We start from the raw sequence: 19,572 nt of genomic DNA, 5'->3' as shown, positions 1-19,572 counted from the left end.
GAACCCGCCCTGCGCGTCCGGCGCGGGCTCCGGGGCCGGGTGCCGGCCGTCGCGCCGCGCCGGCTCGTCGCCGGAACCGGCCACCACCAGCGGTACGTCGTACCGGCCGTTGGCCACGGCGCGCCCGTTGTCCAGCCCGCTCACGGCTGCTCCCGTACGGCCGCGCGCACCTGGCGGATGCCGTCGAGGACGGCCCGCTCGGCGGCGGCCAGCCGTTCCCGGGTGAGCACCACGCCACCCTGGTGGGCGCGGATGAAGTCGTCGAAGGCGGCGACGGTCGAGCGGGGTGTGAAGCCGTACTCGCGCTCCAGGGCGGAGGTGTCGACGACCCGGCCGTGCACGAAGAGGTCGACCTGGTCCAGGCCGTACCGGCCGAAGCCGAGGTTGCGGGCCAGCGCGACGGCGCCGGACAGGCCCGGTTCGAGCACCGGCACGCCGACCCGGCCCGCCCGCCGGATCGCCTGGGACAGGGAGAGCACCCCCGGCCCGGCGACGTTGAACGTCCCCGGGTGCTCCTCGGCGACCGACCGGTGCAGGACCTCGAGCGCGTCGTCGAAGTGCACGAACTGCAGCCGGGGGTCGCGCCCGAAGACGGTGGGCACGAAGGGCTGGGAGAAGTACGTGGTCAGCGTGGTGTCCGCCGTCGAGCCGATGAACGGGGCGAAGCGCAGCACCGTGGCGGTGACGTCGGGCCGGCGGCGGCGGAAGCCGCGGACGTACCCCTCGATGTCGAGGATGTCGCGGCCGAAACCGCCGCGCGGCACCTCGCGCGGCTCGGTCTCCTCGGTGAAGACGGCCGGGTCCCGGAACGACGCGCCGTAGGCGGCGGTCGACGAGCGGACGACGAGCTTGCGCAGCCCGGGTGCCCGCTGGCAGGCGGCGAGGAGCTGCATGGTGGCGATGACGTTCTGTTCCTTCATCGCCGACCGCCCGCCCTGCTGCGGGTCGGGGGCCGTCACGAGGGCGAGGTGCACGACGGTGTCGACGTCGAGGTCGACGAGGAGGCCGCCCAGCGAGCCGAGGTCGAGCCGGACGCGCTCGACGCCGTCGAGCAGGCCGGCCAGCTCGGGGTTCGGGGCTGCGGGGTCGACGCCGATCACCCGCTCGATGCGGGCGTCGGCGGCGAGCCGGGCCGCGACGTGCGCGCCGAGGTAGCGGTTGACCCCGGTGACGACAACCACCCCCGGGGCACCTGGGGTGCCACCGGGGGTCATGTCGCGCACCTGATGATCCGGCAGGTGGGATCGAGCCGGGGGAACCGCGGCCTGATCACCTGAGCCTCCGAGGGTCGACAGTTGGCAAGCGAGGGGCGCCGGGCCGAGGCCCGGCCCCGATCACTTGCCGAGACGGCGACGCTGGACGCGGGTCTTGCGCAGCAGCTTGCGGTGCTTCTTCTTAGCCATGCGCTTGCGGCGCTTCTTGACCACCGAGCCCATACGACGACAGCCTTTCGATGCAACGTGCGGGGCGGACCGGAAGACACCACGCGGTGGCGTCGACGACCGCTTGCGGACAACGGACCGGACCAGCGTGGCGGGCGGCGGGCGCACCGGTGTGCGGTCACGGACCGCTCCAGGGTAGCCGGAGAGCGTCAGCAGGACCAACGCGCCCCCGTCGATGCCCGTTACGTCGCATCCTGGGGCCCGTCACATCGCACCGCAGTTGGCGAGGTATCAGGCGGTCTCCTGGAAGGCGCCCCGCAGGTACTCGTGCACCGCGTGCTCGGGCACCCGGAACGACCTGCCGACCCGCACGGCGGTCAGCTCACCGCTGTGCACCAGACGGTAGACCGTCATCTTCGACACCCGCATCACCGCCGCCACCTCGGCGACGGTGAGGAACTTGACCTCCGACAGCCGTCCGTCGGACTGTGACCCGGTCATGGTTCACCGCCCCATCCCCTGCCCCGGCGCGTGCCGCCGGACGGGGTGCTCCCGCTCCGGCGGGCTACGCGCGTGTTACCAGTACGGTAGCGGGGCGGCTGTGACCGGCGCGATCCCTTCGTACAACTGATCATGGCGTGATGCCCGCTTCCCCGGCCGTGATCTATGCCGCCCCGCCCCAAAGCTCGCGTCGCGCTCCCCTCCCGTGACACTTGGTGCCGAGGAGAGGACCTGGCAGTTCCAGCGGCGGCCACCGGGTTGCCGGAGCACGGGTTGAGCCTTCCTACAGATCACGCTTTGAGGAACAAGCCGGGTTCGCAATAAACCATCGCATCGTCACGACGGCCGTCCGTCAATCAACAATCCGTCCGAGCAAGCCACGACAGTGCATCCTCATTCTCCGCAGCTGTGCGGTATGGCTTTCCCAAGTTCTTGCGAACCATCTCTCGGAGTGACGGCACTTGACTAGGGCAAGGAAGGGCTGAAGATCCGATGCTGTCTTGCCACACCGTCCCCTGAACAAACACCGATCCGTCGACCGCAGACATGGCGAAGCCCGGACAACCAAAACCCCAACCGAGTATACGAGATGCGGCGCCAGCACCCATGATGTCCCACTCATCAAGAAGCTCCACCAGTCCCCACACCATCTCAGCCGGATCTTCGTCAACCGAGCCTCGATCCGCAGCCAGATCGATAGACAGGTCCAAGGAGACCAGAAACAGGCGTTCGGCCGAAAATAGCTTTAATTCAGTCGCCAGCGCATACCATCCTGCATTGGCCTTCGAGACTCGATCGGGATCGTCGATCCCCACGGTCCTGTCCCGCCGCCCCTCACGGGGATGACATGAGGTGACCGACCAGGCGACGAAGTTAGGAATTCCCGTCGAGCGCTTGAATCCAAGGAATCTCAAGCCAAAACCGGGCATGATCTTGGAAAACTCATCACCTTGCGAAACGCGCGCAGCCATCGAGTCACCCATCAGCACTTCGGCACGAACGGATTGAGCTTGTTATAGTTATGCCCGTTGGGATTCTTTCCGTCTGGACCGATCCAGGCATACTGACCATTCTTTTCAAGGATTCTATACGCGTTATTCTTTGGGTCCGGCGCGTAGATCTTAGCACCGGCCCACCATGCTGTCTTGCGATTGTCGCCACCCTTGTAAAAATCCGGCGTACCATCCGGATTGACACGCTGCTGCAGGGTTCCGTCCTTAATTTGTTCGATTCCACGCTGAATTATATTCGGCGACGGAGCCGTGTTGTCATTATGCACGAGCACGGGGATGGCGCCCGAGAGAACATAGTACGTGTGAATGCCGTCAACAGTAAGGTTGTAGGCGAGGGAGGAACGTGCCGAGAAGAACATCAGGCCGCCAACAGCACCTGATTTACCCTCTGAGCTGAGCGTCAGATCACCTCGGTCGAGTTGATCGGCGCGCTGCCACTGGCGATCGGTCTGGTTCCAGAACGGGTGGTCCTCCGTGGTGGTGAGGAGAGCACCGCCGACCTCAAGGTCGATCAGGTCGTCCTTGTGCACCCAGACACGGGTGACGGTGCGGGGCCCCTGCTCGCCGGTCTCGGGGTCGGAGGCAACCACCTCATCGCCGATGCGAATCTCTTCAAGCTTTTTGGTGGTGCCGTCAGCCATGAGGACCTCGGTGTCACCACTGAAGCTCATGCAGCCGCCGCGGCGCGCGCCGGTGCCTCTGCCTCCCTGGCTGCCGCCGCGGACGGGCACGCCGGGAACGCCGCTGACGATCCGGTCGTCGCTGGGCAGGTTGTCGACACCCCACTTGTAGTGCACGTCCCAGAAGAGTTCTTCGATCCACTGCTGACAGCCGCCGGGCCTGCCCATCTCATGACAGATGTTCATGGCGAGCTTGGCGGTGTCGTTCCGCATCCAGTCGTCGTTGTTGCCCTCGCTCATCGTGGCGAAGTACTTCGCCCGCTGCTCCCGCCAGCGGCGCATGAACTCCTCGAACGGCACGCTCTCCGGCACCCGGATGCCATGGCCGAGGTCGCGCGGGTGGTTCTCCTTATTGGGCTTGGAACTTCCCTTTTTCTGGTCCTCTCCCCACTGGACGTTCTCCGGCGTGCCGCAGCCGTGCGGGCAACCCTTCTTCGGGTCGTAGCCGAAGCAGTCGAAGTACCTACAGTCGTCGGGGATCAGCCCCGATGGGTCGCTGAGGGTGACCGGGGAGTTGTTGGCGTACGAGTAGCCGTTCCACTGCTGCGGGTCGGCCAGGTCCTGTAGTGGGTCGAGCGAGACGAACCGGCCGATGGTCGGGTCGTAGTTGCGGGCGCCGACCTGGGTCAGCCCGGTGTTCGGGTTGAGCGGCTGGTTGAGGAAGCCCCGGTTGTCCGGGGCCGCCACGGTGGCACCGCGCGGCGCGCCGTAGGGGGTGTACTGCCGCCAGGTCGGCTGGGCGGTGCTGTCGAGGTAGAGGCTGGGCGTGCCCTGGTGGTCCGGCACGCTGAACCCGTACGCGGTGCCGCTGCCCGTCCGGTGGGCCACCGCCCCGCTCGGCAGTGAGTAGTAGCGGACGCCGCTCAGGCTCTGGGTGGCGGTGTTCAGGGTGATCTGCTCGCCGAACAGGTACAGGGTCGTGGTTCCCGGGTCGCGCTGGATGAGCAGGTTGCCGTCGGCGTCGTACAGGAACGAGCTGTCCCCGTCGGTGCCGCCGGTCACCGAGGTCAGCTCTCCGGCGTCGTCCCAGGCGAGGGTCTGCGTGCCCTGCCCGGCCTGGCGGGTGGTCATGTTGCCGGCGCTGTCGTAGGCGTAGGACGTACTGCCGGTGAGGCCGCCGGTGGTGGTCGTGCCCGTCAGCGTGTGGGGCTGCCCACCACCGTTGCCGTCGTACGCGTAGGTGGTGGTGGTGTCGGTGCCGCCGGAGAGCGAGTACTGGGTCTGCTTGGTCCGGTTGCCGAGCGAATCGATCTCCCACTCGGTCCAGTACGCGCTGGTGGTGCCGATCCCGCTGCCGACCATCGCCCGGTTGCCGGTCGTGGGGGCGACCGCGCAGTCGTCGGTGGCGGTCCACGCCCTGGTCAGCCGGCGCAGCGCGTCGTACCGATAGCACTCGGTCTCCGAGGCCGCGCCCGGCAGGTAGCGGGTGTCGGCAGTCTTGAGGATGTTCCCGTACAGGTCGTACTCGTAGTTCTGCTTGCCGATGCTGGTGGCCGTGGTGGTCGCGCGGCTGATGGTCTGCTGCGTGAGCCGGCCGTTGTGGTCGTCGTACTCGTTGGAGACGACGGCGGCGCTGGTGGTCGGGCCGCCGACGCCCTGGAGAACCCGGCCCCAGGCGTCGTACTCGGTCGAGGTGGCGTAGCCGGCGAGGCCGGCGAGGGAGTTCGGCATGTCCAGGACGCCGATATAGCCGCGGAAGACGGTTTCGGCGGGCAGACCGCCCCGGGCCTGGTAGCCGTCGGTGAGCGGCTTGCCGGTCACGCTGTTGTAGCTGTGGGTGTAACCGTAGGTGTTGCCGAGCGGCCCTTCGGTCGCCGGGATGGTGACCGTCTCGCCGGTCGAGGAGCCGAAGGCGTTGAATCCGGTCCACTGGGTGCGGTACTCGGCACCGTTACGGAAGGCGGTGGACGTGGTCAGCCGGCCGACCGGGTTGGCCATCGCGGCCACGGCGAGGTTGTCGTTGTCGTACACCCAGGCGGCGAGTCGGTTGCCCGTCGACTGCGCCGAGACCGCCGCGGCGTGGTGGGCCGTCTTGCGGTTGATCTTGTCGTACGTGGAGGAGGTCGTCCTGCCCCTGGAGTCGGTGGCCTCGACGAGGTTGCCGGCGCCGTCGTAGCGCATCGTGCTGGTGCCGGCGTCCGGGTCGTCCTTGCTGACCACCTGCCCACGCAGGTCGTACTGGCTGGTCCAGACGTTGCCGGCGGGGTCGGTCAGGGTGGCCGGGTTGCCGCCGGCGTCGTAGCCGTGACTGGTGGCGACCGTCGTGCCGCCGGTCAGGTGGTAGACGCCGGTGAACGGGTTGGTCGGGCTGTTCAGGGTCGGCGCGGAGACGTACTGGAGTTGCTTCTCGGTCCGCCCCATCGGGTCGGTCACCACGGCGGTGGTGGTGCCGCCCGTCGGCGGGATCACCGTCGTCCGGTCGCCGTTGTACACGGTCCGGGTCGCCGACTTCACGACGCCGTCGCGGGCGCTCTCGGCCAGGATGACCCGGCCGAGCCCGTCGTACGTGTTGAAGGTCTGGTTCAGCGCCTTCTTCAGCAGGTTGTCGGTATGGACCGGGGTGGTGTCCGGGGAGGTGGAAGCATCCCACCAGCCGTTGTACGTGGCACGCACCCAGCCACGGCTGTCGTAGAAGGAGTCGGTCACCAACCTGCCGCTCGCCGGGCTCTCCTCCTGTTTCTGCCGCACCCGGTGCAGCGCGTCGTAGATGGTGATCGACTTGTGGTAGCCGCTGTTGTTGTTGAGCGTCTGGGTCATCGTGGCCGTCGGCCCGGTCTTCGACACCGTGTAGGTGTGCTTGACGTGGGCGGGGTTGCTGGTCGCCCGGGAGGCGAGCCAGACCCCGGTGAGCCTGCCCAGCGCGTCGTACTGGTTACGGGTGACGATGCCGTTCGGATCGGTGCTGGCGGTGGTCAGGTTCCGCAGCGGCGTGACGGTGTTGACGGTGGCGTGCCCCTCGGCGTTCGTGACGGTGAGCGCGGTGGTGAGCCCGACGGCGTTGTCCGTGTAGCTGACGGTGCTCTTGTTGCCGTTGCCGTCCCAGCTACCGGTGGCCCGGCCGTAGGTGTCGAACTCCGCCCGGTCGGTGGTCTGGTAGACGTATGCCCCGGAGACCCAGTCGGCGGCCTTGCGGACCATCGTGACGTTGCCCTTGGTGGGCGCGGCGGCCTGCGGAAAGGCCGTGCCGAAGGCGGGATCGTCGTAGTGCGTCCGCACGTGCGAGACGACCTGCGCCGGCCGGTCGACCGTGGCCGGGGCCGTCAACGTGTTCACGCTGCCGGGTGCCGTGGCCGAGGGGCCCTGGGCGTAGCCACCGCAGGCGACGGACACCGTCTCGGTCTCGCTGGTCAGGCCCACGAGGTTGAGTCCCGTGTTCGGCGCGGCGTACGACGTGGTCGTGCACCGGTCGTAGGCGGCGTTCGCCGGGACGGTGTGCTGATACGTGTGCTTGAGCAGGCCGAACGTGGCCGAGCTGGTGGAGGCGTCGTACGAGTTGTCGGTCGCGCTGTACCGCCAGGTCGTGGTGCCGCCGGACGTGACCGCCTGCCGCCGCCAGACGCGCGCCGGCGCGGCGAACGTGGCGGTCAGCGGGGAGAGGCCGGTGCGGGCACGGGTCGCGGTCGCGCCCGACACCCAGTACGAGGTGACCGTCGAGCTGTCGACGGGACCGCCGTCACCGACGTGGTTCGTGACTTCGAGTTCGCGGCCGGCGAGCTGGTCGACGTCCTCGTGGACGCCGCCGGCGGAGTCGGTGACGTTGACGACCGTGGTGTTGTTGTTCTTGCTCATGCCGCGGTAGTACGTCGTCTCGGAGAGCGTGCGGGGATCGTTGACCCCGTCGCCCGCGCGCACCCTGACCTTGCCGTAGCCGCGGAACTGGCCGTAGGTGCGGTACTTGGCCTTGACCACCTCGTTGTCGTCGAAGTGCCAGGCGGCACCGCCGACGTACTCGTGGTTGGTGGACGTGGCGGGGGCGCCGCCGGTGGGATCGGTGGCGGTGACCCGCGTGACGGCGTACTTGTGGAACCAGTCACGGAGCTGGTCGGTGTACCCGCTCGGCGTCCAGTAGATCGGGTAGCAGGACTTCGTGTTCGAGGCGGGGCTGGTCGTCACCGGAGCCGTGCACGGTACCGGCAGCTCGTAGCTGGGCGAGATCACCGAACCGGTCTCGGTGGTGATGGTGGCGATGCGCTGCCGGTAGAAGTTGGGCAGGCCGCCGGCGGTGTCGACGCGGTTGGCCAACTTGATCCCGGTGAACGACACCGAGGGCAACGCGATGGCGGCGGTGGAGCCGCCGGAGGTGGTGTCGTGACCGGTGCGGGTGATCGAGGTCAACCACAGCGTCGGCGAGGTCCCGTCGCCGGTCGCCGGCATGGTGTGGGCGAGCGCGTACGAGTCCACCTTCTTGTGCGTGGAGGTGGCGGTGTCGTACTGCCTGGTCTCGATCGAGGCCAGCCGCACGGTGGAGAAGAACGAGGGGCTCCACGCCTGGCAGTCGGTGCCGGAGTTGCACACCAGGTCGAACGGAACGTCCGGCCAGTTCGCCTTGTTCGCGGAGTTCAGGGGCTGGCAGGTGCCGGAGAGGCACCGGTCGGCGGTGTTGAAGACGACCTGGTTCGGAACCGTGCCGTAGGCCCCGTCGTCGCGGAAACCGTAGTCGATTCGGGTCAGGTAGCTGTCCCGGACGTAGGTGACGTCGGTGGTTCCCTTGTTCCGCCCGTAGTAGTTGGTGTCCTGCTTGTAGTAGTAGGCCATGGCGTTGCCGTGGACGTCCTTGACGTAGTCCAGGTTCCACCGGTACGCCTCCGTGCAGACCGAGGACGAGAACCCGGCCGAGTTGTAGCAGGGGTCTCCCGAGTGCGGTGAGTAGACCGGAACTGTGTCGACCGACTTGGTCTCGGGCTTGCCGGTGCTCCAACCCGGCAGCCGGTTACGCCCGAACTCGTAGACGGTGCCGTCACGCTCGACAACCCGCCAGTAGTCACTGTCGTGCGTGTTGCTGCCGTTCCCCGAGTTGGTCACCCGGGTGACCTTGGCCCCGGTGTCGTTCTGGAGCTTCCATGTCTCCTTCGCGGAGTCCCAGATCAGGGAGCTCGACGAGCCGTTCAGCATGATGGTCAGGACCGGGCCGGTGTAGCAGCGGTCGTAGGTCTTCACCGGGGAGGGGCTACCGCCCGGATCGTCGTTGCACGAGACGAAGGTCTGCTCGACGAACGACCTCGGCGTCGTCCAGCCGTCACCGGCCCAGGACGCCTGCGCGTTGGTCGAGGAGGTCTGGCCGTCGACGGCGCCGGAGTCGTAGGACAGGGCGACCTTCGGCACCAGCTTCGACCGGGTCGCCGGCAGCTCCACCGGGTAGGAGTAGGTGAAGGAGCCCGTGCTCCCGCCCACACTCCAGGACTGGGACGGCGACAGGTCGGTTGCGGCGTAGGTGCCGCCCTTGCCACCCTCGTCGTCCGCAGTCGCGACGGTTGCCAGCACCGTCGCGGTGCCGGGCGCTCCGGCGACAGAGCCGGCGGCAGTCAGCGCCACCTCGGCTGACACCGAGTTGGTGGCGATGTCGTTGATCGACGGCAGCGGGGAGGCGATGCGACACTCGGCGATCTGCGGGGTGGTCAGGGCGCAGGCGGGCAGCCGCACGAGCCCCAGTCGAGAGCCGTAGTTTCCGCCGTACGCCTCGGCGAATTCGGCGTAGTCGACGCCGACCTGCACAGTGCCGGCTGTGGGTTCGGAGGCCGGGGCCACCGACAGGAGCACCCCGGCCACGCCGGCAGCCTCGGCTGCGGCCCGGTCGGCAACCGTAACCGCAAGCCGCTTCGGGCCGGTGTATCGGCCACCCTCGCCGACCGGCCGGGTCCACACCGGAGTGCCCGCCGCGCGCACCTTTGCCGGCTTCTGCGCCCGTGTACCGGGCTTGGCCGCCGACGCCGTCAGGTCGACCTGGGCGGATGCGGCCTTCGGCCAGACCGTCCGCGTGGGGCGGTGGCTGGACTTCGCCTGGTCCACCGGCGTCACGAAGTTCGTCGGCAAGGGCTTGACGCCCTTCACCGACCGGCCGGGCGACACCGGGGGCAGCAGTGCCTGCCCGTCGTCCGACGGCCTCGCCGTCGCTGGCGTACCGGACAACAGCCCCGCCGCCAGTGACGCCGCCACGACCACCGCGACCGAACGCCTGCAGCGACTCAGCAGGCGCAGATCCCCGTGCCCGACCATGCGTACTCCCACTCCGCGAGAAACAAGGAAAGCCACACAACGTAGTCGATCGAGCACGCTGCGGGGCGCGCCGACAATCTTTCACGTTCAGCCTCGCCAAAGATCACGGTAAGATAACGATCGATAAGCACGCATGGACCAAATCGTCGCAGAAGGCTTGAAAAGCATCACAGACTGTCACGTGACCCCGGCTTACGTGTGGCAGTGGCCGGGTCACGGCGCCCGCAGCGCGGCGGTCGGCGTACGGATCGTCACCGGGCGGTGGTCAGGGCCGACGACCGCGCGGTCGTCCATCCACTCACGGCCCGGGAACGGGAAGGTCCGCGGAGTGACTCAGAATGCCGCCGGTGGGTCCGTTCGGCGACTGGGCGACCTTCGGCATGGGGAACCGACCGGCGGTTTCGCCGGCAACCCGGCCGCGCTGCTCGGCGCGAACGGCACCCTCGTGCTCTACGTGGTCGGCACGGACGGCAATCACCTGCTCGGCTGCGGCACCGAAGGCCGGATCCACAGGACCGACCAGCCATCCCCCGGCACGGGACTGACGCCTTGGACGGAGATTCCCTGATCGAGCGGTGGTGCCGTCTCCACCCGTGCGGGTGGAGACGGCACCACCGGCGACTCAGGGCGACGGGACCGACGGAACGTGAATCGGCTCGTACCGGACGATCTCGTGGTGGTAACCGCCGACGGTGACCGCGTTCCCGCCGGTAGACGTCACGAACGCCAGGCCAGGTAGGTCACTTCTTCGACAGCAGGGCGCGACCGAAGAAGGTCAAGTTGGCAGGGCGCTCGGCGAGCCGGCGCATCAGGTAGCCGTACCAGTCGGTGCCGTACGGCAGGTACGTGCGCACGGTGTAGCCCTCGCCCACCAGCCGGGTCTGCTCCTCCGGCCGGATGCCGTACAGCATCTGGAACTCGAAGCGGTCCGCCCCCCGGTCGAACCAGCGGGCCCGGTCCTCGCCGATGGCGATCAGGCGCGGGTCGTGGGTGGCCAGCATCGGGTACCCGTCGCCGGACATCAGGATGTTCATGCAGCGCACGTACGACTTGTCCACCTCGCGGGCCGACTGGTACGCCACCGACTCCGGCTCCTTGTACGCCCCCTTGCACAGTCGCACCCGGGACCCGGCCGACGCCAGCTCCCGGCAGTCCGACTCGGTGCGCCGCAGGTACGCCTGGAGCACCGCCCCGGTCGACGGGAAGTCCTTACGGAGCTTGGCCAGCACGTCCAGGGTCGAGTCGGTGGTGGTGTGGTCCTCCATGTCCAGGGTGACCGTGGTGCCCGCCCGCTCCGCCGCCGCGCAGATCGCCCTCGCGTTGTCGTACGCGAGTTGCTCGTCGAACATCTGGCCGAGGGCGGAGAGCTTCAGGCTCACCTCGGCCGCCGGGGTGAGCCCGGCCTCGGCGAGCAGCCCGAGCAGCGTGACGTACTCGTCCCGGGTGGCGGTGGCCTGCTCTGCGGTGACGGTGTCCTCCCCGAGGTTGTCGAGGGTGACCGCGAGGCCGGCGGCGGCGAGTTCGCGGGTCGCGCGCAACGCGTCGCCGGTGCCGGCGCCGGCGACGAACCGGCGGACGACGTCCCGGGTGAAGGGAGCCGTCGCTACGAGCCGCTCGATCTGGGCCGAGCGGGAGGCGGCAAGAATGACGGAACGGAGCATGGGCCGAGCGTAACGCTCCCCGGGCACCCCCGCGCCGCCGTGGCCGTTGCCGGGGCTCGGCCCACGGTGAGAGGGGAACCCTTCTCTACCGTATGCGTTGGGAAGGGGCCCTTCCTTACCCCGTGCGCGGATCGGCTACAACGATGCCGTGGAACAACGCCCCCGACGCCGACTGCGGTCGGCCACCGTGCAGCTCGGCGCGCTGACCGCCCTCGCGCTCGCCGTCTCCGGCTGCAACACCTCCTCCTCCGCCGATGACGACGACGATGACTGCGCGCTCGGCCCGGTCGGCGGCGGCGGGACCGTGGCGCTGGCGATGCACGCGCCGACGGTCACCGACGCCACCGCGCGCACCGAGCCGCGACCGGCGACGGCGGCCGTGCCCGAGCGCGGCGGCTTCGGCACCTACCTCGCCTCCTGCGGCGGCTGACGTGCGGCGCGAGGCGGTCACCCCGCGCCCCGACTGGGAGGCCAGCGTGCGTTCCCAGGGCCTGGTGTACGTCGACACGGAGCTGCCCGACGGCGAGGTCATGTCGTACTGGGACGAGACCGCCGCGTACGCCTTCGGCCTGGAGGAGGTGCTGCGGCTGGAGGAGGCCACCGCGGAGCTGCACCGAATGTCGGTCGCCGCCGCCGAGCACGTGGTGGCCCGCCGCCGGTACGCCGAGTTCGGCCTCCCCGCCTGGGCGGCCGAGGCGGTGGCCCGCTCGCTGCGCGAGGCCCCGCCGAGCCTCTACGGCCGCTTCGACCTGCACTACGACGGCACCTGGCCGCCGAAGCTGCTGGAGTACAACGCCGACACCCCCACCTCCCTGGTCGAGGCGGGCATCGCGCAGTGGTTCTGGCTGGAGGAGACCCGCCCCGAGGCGGACCAGTGGAACAGCCTGCACGAGCGCCTCGTCGCCACCTGGGCGAAGATCGGCGCGGGCCTGCACGACGGCCGGGTGCACGTGGCCTTCTCGAACGAGGACGAGTCGGGCGAGGACCAGATGACCGCCGGCTACCTGGCCGAGACCGCCCGGCAGGCGGGGCTCGCGGCGGAGCTGCTGGCGATCCAGGACGTCGGCTGGGACGGCCGGCGCTTCGTCGACGCCGCCGACCGGCCGGTCACCACCTGCTTCAAGCTGTACCCCTGGGAGTGGATGCTGACCGAGCCGTACGGGCCGCTGGCGTTGGACCCGGGCACCCCGACCACCTGGATCGAGCCGGCGTGGAAGCTGCTGCTGTCCAACAAGGCGCTGCTCGCGGTGCTCTGGGAGCTGTACCCGGGCCACGACTACCTCCTCCCCGCCTACCTGGACTCGCCCCGGGGCATGACCGAGTACGTGGCGAAGCCGCTGCTCGGCCGCGAGGGCGGCTCGGTGCGGATCGTCACGGCCGCCGGGGAGATCACCAACCCGAGCCAGTACGGCGACGAGGGCTTCTGCTACCAGCAGTTCCGGGCCCTGCCGAGCTTCGACGGCAACCACGTGGTGTTGGGGAGCTGGGTCGTCGGCGGCGAGCCGGCCGGCGCCGGGCTGCGGGAGAGCGCGAGCCTGATCACCGACAACTACTCGCGGTTCCTGCCGCACTACATCGACGCGCCGCGACTGACGTGAGTCGTCTACCGTTGGGGGCGTGAACTTCGACGCGTACGCCCGGACCGGAGTTGATCTCGTCAACGCCCGGCTGGACGACCTCGACGACCTGCGGGCCCTCTTTCCCGAGGACAACGCCTGGATGCGCGACGAGGTCGCGGAGCGGGACCTGGCGACCTTCCGGCGGGCGCAGAAGCGACTGCGCGACGTCTTCGAGTACGGCACCTCGGGCCGCGACGCCCAGGCGGTGGCGGAACTGAACACGCTGCTCGAGGCGTACCCGGTGCAGCCGCGCATCTCGGGGCACGACTCCAGCGACTGGCACATGCACGTCACCAGCCGGGGCGCTTCGGTGAGCGCGGAGTACCTGGCCGGCGCGGTGTGGGGGCTGTCGGTCTGGCTCTGCGAGTACGGCAGCGCCCGGTTCGGGGTCTGCGCCGACGAGCGCTGCGGCAACGTCTACCTGGACACCTCGTCGAACTGCTGCCGGCGGTTCTGCTCGGAGCGCTGCGCGACCCGCTCGCACGTGGCCGCCCACCGGGCCCGCAAGCGCGCCGCGAACGGCGAGCGGCCCGCCGCCCCGGCAGACGCCCCGCTCAGCGACGCCCCGCTGACCCCGGTGAGCTGAACGCCGGCGAGCTGACGCCGGCGAGCTGACCCACCCCGGGCGGCCCGCCCGGGGCGGGCGCTCAGGCGTCGACCGGGGACGGGGCCGTCAGGTGCGCGCGGGCGAACTCCAGGGCCTCGCGCAGGTCGGCCTCCCGCACGGCGCGGCTCTTCGCGCCCCGGGTGGTGACCTCCACGGCCACCGAGCCGGTGAAGCCGCGCCCCGCCAGCGAGCGGAGCAGCTCGGCGCAGGGCTGGGTGCCGCGCCCCGGCACCAGGTGCTCGTCGCGCCCCTCGCCGGTGCCGTCGCCGAGGTGCACGTGGGCCAGGCCGGCGCCCATCCGGTCGGCCATCTCCAGCGCGTCGGTGTGCGACGCGGCGCAGTGCGACAGGTCGAGCGTGTACGACGGGTAGCCGGTGTCGGTCGGGTCCCAGCCCGGCACGTACGGGACGAACTGCCGGCCGGCCATCCGCACCGGGTACATGTTCTCCACCGCGAAGCGCAGCCCGCCGAAGCTCCCGGCGATGCGGTCCAGGCCGGTGGCGAAGTTGCGGGCGTAGTCCCGCTGCCAGGTGAACGGCGGGTGCACCACCACGGTCGGCGCCTCCAGGGTCTCCGCCAGCTCGGCGGCCCGGCGCAGCCGCTCCCACGGGTCGGGGCTCCACACCCGCTGGGTGACCAGCAGGCAGGGCGCGTGGACGGAGAGCACCGGCACGCCGTAGTGCGCGGCGAGGCCGCGCAGCGCGCCGGCGTCCTGGCTGACGGCGTCGGTCCACACCATCACCTCGACGCCGTCGTACCCGAGCGCTGCGGCGAGCTGGAACGCCGCCGCGGTCCGCTCGGGGAAGACCGAGGACGTGGACAGGAGCACGGGGACGCGGGAAGTCACACCAGCCAGGGTAGCCCGCCTCCGCTGCGGCATCGTGACGAGCGGTCGCAAACCGCCCCTAACGCCCGCAAGCAGCCTACATCGGCGAGAGCTGATCGAGTCGGCGCAGGATGACGCCCTCGCGCAGCGCCCAGGGGCAGATGTCCAGCGACTCCACGTCGAGGCGGCGCAGCACCGCCTCGGCCACCACCGCCCCGGCCAGGAGCTGGTGCGCCCGCCCCGCGCCGACCCCCTCCAACTGGGACAGGTGGCGCGGCGGGATGTGCCGGACGAAGGCGAGCACCTGCCGCAGGCCGTCGCGGGTCAGGCGGCGCGGCGCCCAGAGCCCGGCGCCCGACGGTGCCGCGCCGGCCAGCCGGGCCAGGGTGCGGAACGTCTTCGAGCTGGCCACCGCCCGGTCCCAGCCCGTGCCGGCGAGCTGCTCCACGACCGGGTCGAGCAGCCCGTCGACGTACTCCCGCAGCTCCTCCACGGCCTCGGCCGGCGGGGGGGCCGCGCCGTCCGGGGCGACCCGGAGCCGGTCGCGGGTCAGCCGGCCCGCGCCGAGCGGGAGGGAGACCGCGACGGTGGGCTGCTCGTCGATGCCGGCCGCCACCTCCAGCGAGCCACCGCCGATGTCCAGCGCCAGCAGCCGGCCGGCGGACCAACCGAACCACCGCCGGACCGCGAGGAACGTGATGCGTGCCTCGTCCGCGCCGGCGAGCACCTCCAGCCGTACGCCGGCCTCGTCGCGCACCCGGGCCAGCACCTCGGCCGCGTTGGTGGCGTCGCGGACCGCCGAGGTGGCGAACGCGAGCAGCTCGTCGCTGCCCAGCCCGGACGCGGCGGCGCGGGCCGCGCCGACGGCCTCGACCAGCCCGTCCGCCCCGGCCCGGGTGAGCGCGCCGTCGGGGCCGATCTGCTCGGCGAGCCGCAGCACCACCTTCTCCGAGTGGGCCGCCCAGGGGTGCGCGCCGTGGTGGGCGTCGACCACGAGCAGGTGCACGGTGTTGGAACCGACGTCGAGCACTCCCAGTCGCATGCCCACGACCCTAGGGCCTGACCGCTTCGGCGGCTCGCCGGTGGAAAGAGGGCTCCGCGCGTAGGCTGGGCCGGGTGACGAGCCAGATCGAGATCCAGGCGCTGGTGGACGACCCCGACGACCCGCGCAGCCGGGAGGTCGGGCTGGACTTCCCCCGGGAGTGGATCGAGTTCGTCGACCCGGCGGACGACAAGCACGTGGTCCGCGCCGACCTGACCTGGCTGCTGTCCCGCTGGACCTGCGTGTTCGGCCGGGGCTGCCACGGCATCGTCGCCGGCCGGGCCGCCGACGGCTGCTGCTCGCACGGCGCGTTCTTCACCGACGCCGACGACGAGAAACGGGTCCGCGCGGCGGTGAAGCGGCTCACCCCGGCCACCTGGCAGCACTTCCGCCGCGGGTTCAGGAACTGGACGGAGGAGGACACGATCGACGGCGAGAACCCGGCCCGGCGCACCGCCACCCGGGACGTCGACGCCCCCTGCGTCTTCCTCAACGACGCCGACTTCCCCGCCGGGGGCGGCTGCGCGCTGCACGCCCAGGCGCTGCGCGACGGGGTGCACCCGCTGGAGTACAAGCCGGACGTCTGCTGGCAGCTCCCCGTCCGGCGGGACCAGGACTGGCACAAGCGCCCCGACAACACCAAGGTGCTGATCTCCACCCTCGCGGAGTTCGACCGGCGGGGCTGGGGCGCGGGCGGGCACGACCTCGACTGGTGGTGCACCTCGTCGACCGACGCGCACGTCGGCGCCGAGCCGATGTACGTCTCGTACGGCCCGGAGCTGACCGCGCTGATCGGCGCGCCCGCGTACGCGAAGCTCGCCGAGCTGTGCGCGGCCCGGCACCGCCAGGGCCAGGTCGCCCCCCACCCGGCCAGCAGGTAAGGAAGGGCCCCTTCCCAACGCCTGCGGTAGAGAAGGGCGCCCCTCTCACCTCACCGAGCGCGACGGCCGGCGCGGCACGCGACGGCCGGCTACGACTACGGCTACGGCTACGGCTCGAACTTGTAGCCCAGGCCCCGGACGGTGACGATGAAGCGCGGCGCGGACGGCTCCGGCTCGATCTTCGAGCGCAGCCGCTTGACGTGCACGTCCAGGGTCTTGGTGTCGCCGACGTAGTCGGCCCCCCAGACCCGGTCGATGAGCTGCCCCCGGGTCAGCACCCGGCCGGCGTTGCGCAGCAGCAGCTCCAGCAGCTCGAACTCCTTGAGCGGAAGCTGGACGGGCCCCCCGCCGACGGTCACTACGTGCCGCTCGACGTCCATCCGCACCGGGCCGGCCGCCAGGGTCGGCGCGCCCGACTCGGTAACCTCCGGGTTCCGCCGGCGCAGCACCGCCCGGATGCGGGCGACCAACTCCCGGGGCGAGTACGGCTTGGTGACGTAGTCGTCGGCCCCAATCTCCAGGCCGACCACCTTGTCGATCTCGCTGTCCCGCGCGGTGACCATGATGATCGGCACGTGGGAGCGCTGGCGGAGCTGCCGGCACACCTCCGTGCCGGACATCTCGGGCAGCATCAGGTCGAGCAGCACGATGTCGGCGCCGGTCCGGTCGAATTCGGTGAGGGCGGAGGTGCCGGTGGCTGCGACCGAGACCTCGAAGCCCTCCTTGCGGAGCATGTACGACAGGGCGTCGGAGAACGACTCCTCGTCCTCGACCACCAGAACGCGGCTCAACGGGCTTTCCTTTCCTCACGAATCGGACGGGGCGGGTCGGTTCTCACGGAACCAGACCGACCGGGTCCTCACAATTGGGGCCGGCCGGGCCGGCCCCCGCCCCCACCGACGGCGGTGCCGGTGGGACGTCCTCCGGCGGGCGGGCAGGCAGCCGGAGGGTGAACGTCGACCCACCCCCGAGGGTGCTCGACACCTCGACCCGGCCGCCGTGGTTGCTCGCAATGTGCTTGACGATGGCCAGGCCGAGCCCCGTGCCGCCGGTGGTGCGGGAGCGGGCCTGGTCGGCGCGGTAGAACCGTTCGAAGATCCGCTCCACGTCGGTGGGGGCGATCCCGATCCCCTGGTCGGCGACGGAGACCACGACGTGCTCGCCCTCGGCGCGGGTGGCGACCCGGACCGTGGTGTGCTCGGCGGAGTAGTTGATGGCGTTCTCGACCAGGTTGGCCACGGCGGTGGCGATCTGGGCGTCGCTGCCGTACACGATCAGCCCGCGCTCGCCCTCGGTCGTTACCTCGACCCGGCGTGCGGCGGCGCTGGTGCGGGTGCGGTCGAGCACCTCCGCGACCACCCAGTCCAGCGCGACGGGCTCCGGGGCGGGCTGCGGCTCCGCCCCCTGGAGCCGGGTCAGCTCCAGCAGCTCCTGCACAAGCCGGCCCAGCCGGGTCGACTCGTGCTGGATGCGCTCGGCGAACCGCCGCGCGGCGACGAGGTCCTCGGAGAGGCCGGGGAGCTGCGGGCCGGGGGCGGCCGTACCGGCAGCGCCGCCGGCCACCCCGGGGGTCGCCGCGCGGGCCAGGTCGCCGGCCGGCTCGGTGGCGTCGAGCAGCGCCTCGGCGAGCAGTTGCAGCGCGCCGATCGGGGTCTTCAGCTCGTGGCTGACGTTGGCCACGAAGTCCCGGCGGACCCTGGCCAGCCGGTGGGAGTCGGTGACGTCGGCCGCCTCGACGGCCACGTACCCGCCGCCGACCGCCACGGCCCGCAGGTGCACGCCGAGCGGGCCCGGGCCGGCGTTGTCGCGGCCACGTGGCAGGTCCAGCTCGATCTCGCGCCGCACGCCCGTGCGGCGCACCTGCCCGGCCAGGGTACGGATCAGCGGGTGGGCGGCGGTCGAGCCCGGGGTGGCGCCGGTGCGCAGCAGCCCCATCGCGCGGGCCGCCGGGTTCACCATGACCGGTACGTCGTCGGGACCGAGCACCAGCACGCCCGCGCGCAGCGAGTCCACCGTCCGGCGCCCGAGGCCGGAAAGCACGGTCTGCTGATCGTCGACCATCGGGGGCCCTTCCCTGTTCCGGAGCAGGTGTCCGAGCCCGTCGCTCGCGGCGGTCGGGCCGCGGCGGCGCCACGCCCGGACGATCCCGGGCAGCAGCGACCCGATGGCCAGCCCGGCCACCAGCGCCACGACCACCGTCGTCGTCACCGCCCATTCCACCCGGCGATCGTAGGGTCATTGTTCACTCGGCCATAGGAATAAACCGGACGAATCGCCCTCACTTCCGGCAATGTTCACCCCCCGCTCCCACGCCGTTCACCGCCGTTAACCTTGGGTCCTCTCCCCCCGGCCTACGGTGGTCGCGCACCGCTCGACCCCCGGCGCCGGGGCCCGCACCGGCCGGGCCGGCGCCACCGACCACAGGACGTGATGATGCGCGACGAGTTCCGGGCCGACCTGCACACCGTCAGCCAACTGCTGGTGGACATGGCCGAGGGGGTTCGCGCCGCGATGCGCCAGGCGACCCGGGCCCTGCTCACCGCCGACCGGCGGGCGGCCGAGACCGTGATCGAGCGGGACGCCGAGATCGACGCGGAGTACCGGAACATCGAGGAGCGGGTCTGCGACCTGCTCGCCCGTCAGTCCCCGGTCGCCTCCGACCTGCGCGCCATGATCACCGCCCTGCACGTCGCCGCCGACCTGGAACGGATGGGCGACCTGGCCGACCACGTGGCGAAGACGGCGCTGCGCCGCCACCCGTCCCCGGCCGTCCCGGCGGAGCTGCGGCCGGTCTTCACCGACATGGCCTCGATCGCCGACCGGATGGCCGAGAAGATCGGCTCGGTGCTGGCGCGGCCCGACGCCGTGCTCGCCGCCGAGCTGGACCGCGACGACGATGCCATGGACGACCTGCACAAGAGCCTGTTCGGGGTGCTGCTCGGCGACGACTGGCCGTACGGGGTGGAGACGGCGATCGACGCCACCCTGCTGGGCCGCTTCTACGAGCGGTTCGCCGACCACGCGGTCAACGCGGGCGAGCACGTCGTCTACCTGATCACCGGGGAGCCCGCGGCGTCGACGGCCTGAGCGGGCCGCGCACGTGGCGTGCGCCGGTTAGGAAGGGCCCCTTGCCATGCAGAAAGCGGG

Annotated in this window: 16 protein-coding genes; 6 read left to right on the top strand and 10 right to left on the bottom strand. The window is 70.8% G+C overall.

Going from position 1 to position 19,572, the window contains the following annotated elements; translation table 11 throughout:
• Positions 1–140 precede the first annotated feature (140 nt).
• The 5 genes from LPU43_RS12015 to LPU43_RS11995 form a co-directional block, all read right to left on the bottom strand.
• Complete coding sequence (locus LPU43_RS12015; protein WP_229400405.1) at positions 141–1,214, bottom strand: NAD-dependent epimerase/dehydratase family protein; 1,074 nt, start codon at positions 1,212–1,214, stop codon at positions 141–143.
• A 120-nt stretch (positions 1,215–1,334) separates the two neighbouring features.
• Entirely contained in the window at positions 1,335–1,436 is a 102-nt protein-coding gene (locus LPU43_RS12010; protein WP_007465623.1) for a 30S ribosomal protein bS22, read from the bottom strand.
• A gap of 237 nt (positions 1,437–1,673) precedes the next feature.
• Complete coding sequence (locus LPU43_RS12005; protein ID WP_229400404.1) at positions 1,674–1,883, bottom strand: helix-turn-helix domain-containing protein; 210 nt, start codon at positions 1,881–1,883, stop codon at positions 1,674–1,676.
• A gap of 356 nt (positions 1,884–2,239) precedes the next feature.
• Positions 2,240–2,866: a hypothetical protein gene (locus LPU43_RS12000; RefSeq protein WP_229400403.1), complete on the bottom strand. Its 627-nt coding sequence runs from the start codon at positions 2,864–2,866 to the stop codon at positions 2,240–2,242.
• Positions 2,866–9,342: an RHS repeat-associated core domain-containing protein gene (locus tag LPU43_RS11995; RefSeq protein WP_229400402.1), complete on the bottom strand. Its 6,477-nt coding sequence runs from the start codon at positions 9,340–9,342 to the stop codon at positions 2,866–2,868. Before LPU43_RS11995 ends, LPU43_RS12000 begins: the two co-directional genes overlap by 1 nt.
• A gap of 775 nt (positions 9,343–10,117) precedes the next feature.
• Between LPU43_RS11995 and LPU43_RS11990 the strand changes: the two genes are divergently transcribed.
• Complete coding sequence (locus LPU43_RS11990) at positions 10,118–10,357, top strand: hypothetical protein (protein ID WP_229400401.1); 240 nt, start codon at positions 10,118–10,120, stop codon at positions 10,355–10,357.
• Positions 10,358–10,529: 172 nt separating this feature from the next.
• Here LPU43_RS11990 and LPU43_RS11985 read toward each other — a convergent pair whose 3' ends face one another.
• Positions 10,530–11,450, bottom strand: a complete 921-nt coding sequence (locus LPU43_RS11985) for a proline dehydrogenase family protein (RefSeq protein WP_229400400.1) — start codon at positions 11,448–11,450, stop codon at positions 10,530–10,532.
• Between the two features lie 148 nt (positions 11,451–11,598).
• On the opposite strand from LPU43_RS11985, the gene LPU43_RS11980 reads away from it, so the two are divergent.
• The 3 genes from LPU43_RS11980 to LPU43_RS11970 are packed head-to-tail and all read left to right on the top strand — an operon-like array spanning position 11,599 to position 13,655.
• Positions 11,599–11,880, top strand: a complete 282-nt coding sequence (locus tag LPU43_RS11980) for a hypothetical protein (protein WP_229400399.1) — start codon at positions 11,599–11,601, stop codon at positions 11,878–11,880.
• Position 11,881: 1 nt separating this feature from the next.
• Complete coding sequence (locus tag LPU43_RS11975; RefSeq protein ID WP_229400398.1) at positions 11,882–13,048, top strand: glutathionylspermidine synthase family protein; 1,167 nt, start codon at positions 11,882–11,884, stop codon at positions 13,046–13,048.
• A 19-nt stretch (positions 13,049–13,067) separates the two neighbouring features.
• Entirely contained in the window at positions 13,068–13,655 is a 588-nt protein-coding gene (locus LPU43_RS11970) for a CGNR zinc finger domain-containing protein (RefSeq protein ID WP_229400397.1), read from the top strand.
• Positions 13,656–13,716: 61 nt separating this feature from the next.
• Here LPU43_RS11970 and LPU43_RS11965 read toward each other — a convergent pair whose 3' ends face one another.
• Positions 13,717–14,523 (bottom strand): sugar phosphate isomerase/epimerase family protein, encoded by an 807-nt coding sequence (locus tag LPU43_RS11965; RefSeq protein WP_229400396.1) that lies wholly within the window; start codon positions 14,521–14,523, stop codon positions 13,717–13,719.
• A 76-nt stretch (positions 14,524–14,599) separates the two neighbouring features.
• Positions 14,600–15,544 carry a Ppx/GppA phosphatase family protein gene (locus LPU43_RS11960; RefSeq protein WP_229400395.1) on the bottom strand — a complete coding sequence of 315 codons (945 nt, stop codon included), beginning with the start codon at positions 15,542–15,544 and terminating at the stop codon, positions 14,600–14,602.
• A 74-nt stretch (positions 15,545–15,618) separates the two neighbouring features.
• On the opposite strand from LPU43_RS11960, the gene LPU43_RS11955 reads away from it, so the two are divergent.
• On the top strand, positions 15,619–16,425 hold the full coding sequence (locus tag LPU43_RS11955) for a DUF3109 family protein (RefSeq protein WP_229400394.1): 807 nt from the start codon (positions 15,619–15,621) through the stop codon (positions 16,423–16,425).
• Positions 16,426–16,532: 107 nt separating this feature from the next.
• Here LPU43_RS11955 and LPU43_RS11950 read toward each other — a convergent pair whose 3' ends face one another.
• Positions 16,533–17,216 (bottom strand): response regulator, encoded by a 684-nt coding sequence (locus tag LPU43_RS11950; protein ID WP_229400393.1) that lies wholly within the window; start codon positions 17,214–17,216, stop codon positions 16,533–16,535.
• Positions 17,217–17,259: 43 nt separating this feature from the next.
• A complete protein-coding gene (locus LPU43_RS11945) occupies positions 17,260–18,645 on the bottom strand; it encodes a sensor histidine kinase (RefSeq protein ID WP_229400392.1) in 1,386 nt (461 codons plus the stop codon).
• A gap of 213 nt (positions 18,646–18,858) precedes the next feature.
• On the opposite strand from LPU43_RS11945, the gene phoU reads away from it, so the two are divergent.
• Complete coding sequence (phoU, locus tag LPU43_RS11940) at positions 18,859–19,512, top strand: phosphate signaling complex protein PhoU (protein WP_229400391.1); 654 nt, start codon at positions 18,859–18,861, stop codon at positions 19,510–19,512.
• Positions 19,513–19,572 lie beyond the last annotated feature (60 nt).

It is taken from the genome of Micromonospora okii (genome assembly GCF_020884795.1).
Taxonomy (GTDB): domain Bacteria; phylum Actinomycetota; class Actinomycetes; order Mycobacteriales; family Micromonosporaceae; genus Micromonospora; species Micromonospora okii.
Note: the sequence above shows the minus strand (reverse complement) of the source record. Positions and strands in the feature narration are given on the sequence as shown.

Bases quoted from the DNA above. Each gene is read 5' to 3' on its own strand.
- LPU43_RS12015 (WP_229400405.1), bottom strand. From the start codon at position 1,214: ATGACCCCCGGTGGCACCCCAGGTGCCCCGGGGGTGGTTGTCGTCACC.
- LPU43_RS12010 (WP_007465623.1), bottom strand. From the start codon at position 1,436: ATGGGCTCGGTGGTCAAGAAGCGCCGCAAGCGCATGGCTAAGAAGAAG.
- LPU43_RS12005 (WP_229400404.1), bottom strand. From the start codon at position 1,883: ATGACCGGGTCACAGTCCGACGGACGGCTGTCGGAGGTCAAGTTCCTC.
- LPU43_RS12000 (WP_229400403.1), bottom strand. From the start codon at position 2,866: ATGGGTGACTCGATGGCTGCGCGCGTTTCGCAAGGTGATGAGTTTTCC.
- LPU43_RS11985 (WP_229400400.1), bottom strand. From the start codon at position 11,450: ATGCTCCGTTCCGTCATTCTTGCCGCCTCCCGCTCGGCCCAGATCGAG.
- LPU43_RS11960 (WP_229400395.1), bottom strand. From the start codon at position 15,544: ATGCGACTGGGAGTGCTCGACGTCGGTTCCAACACCGTGCACCTGCTC.
- phoU (WP_229400391.1), top strand. From the start codon at position 18,859: ATGCGCGACGAGTTCCGGGCCGACCTGCACACCGTCAGCCAACTGCTG.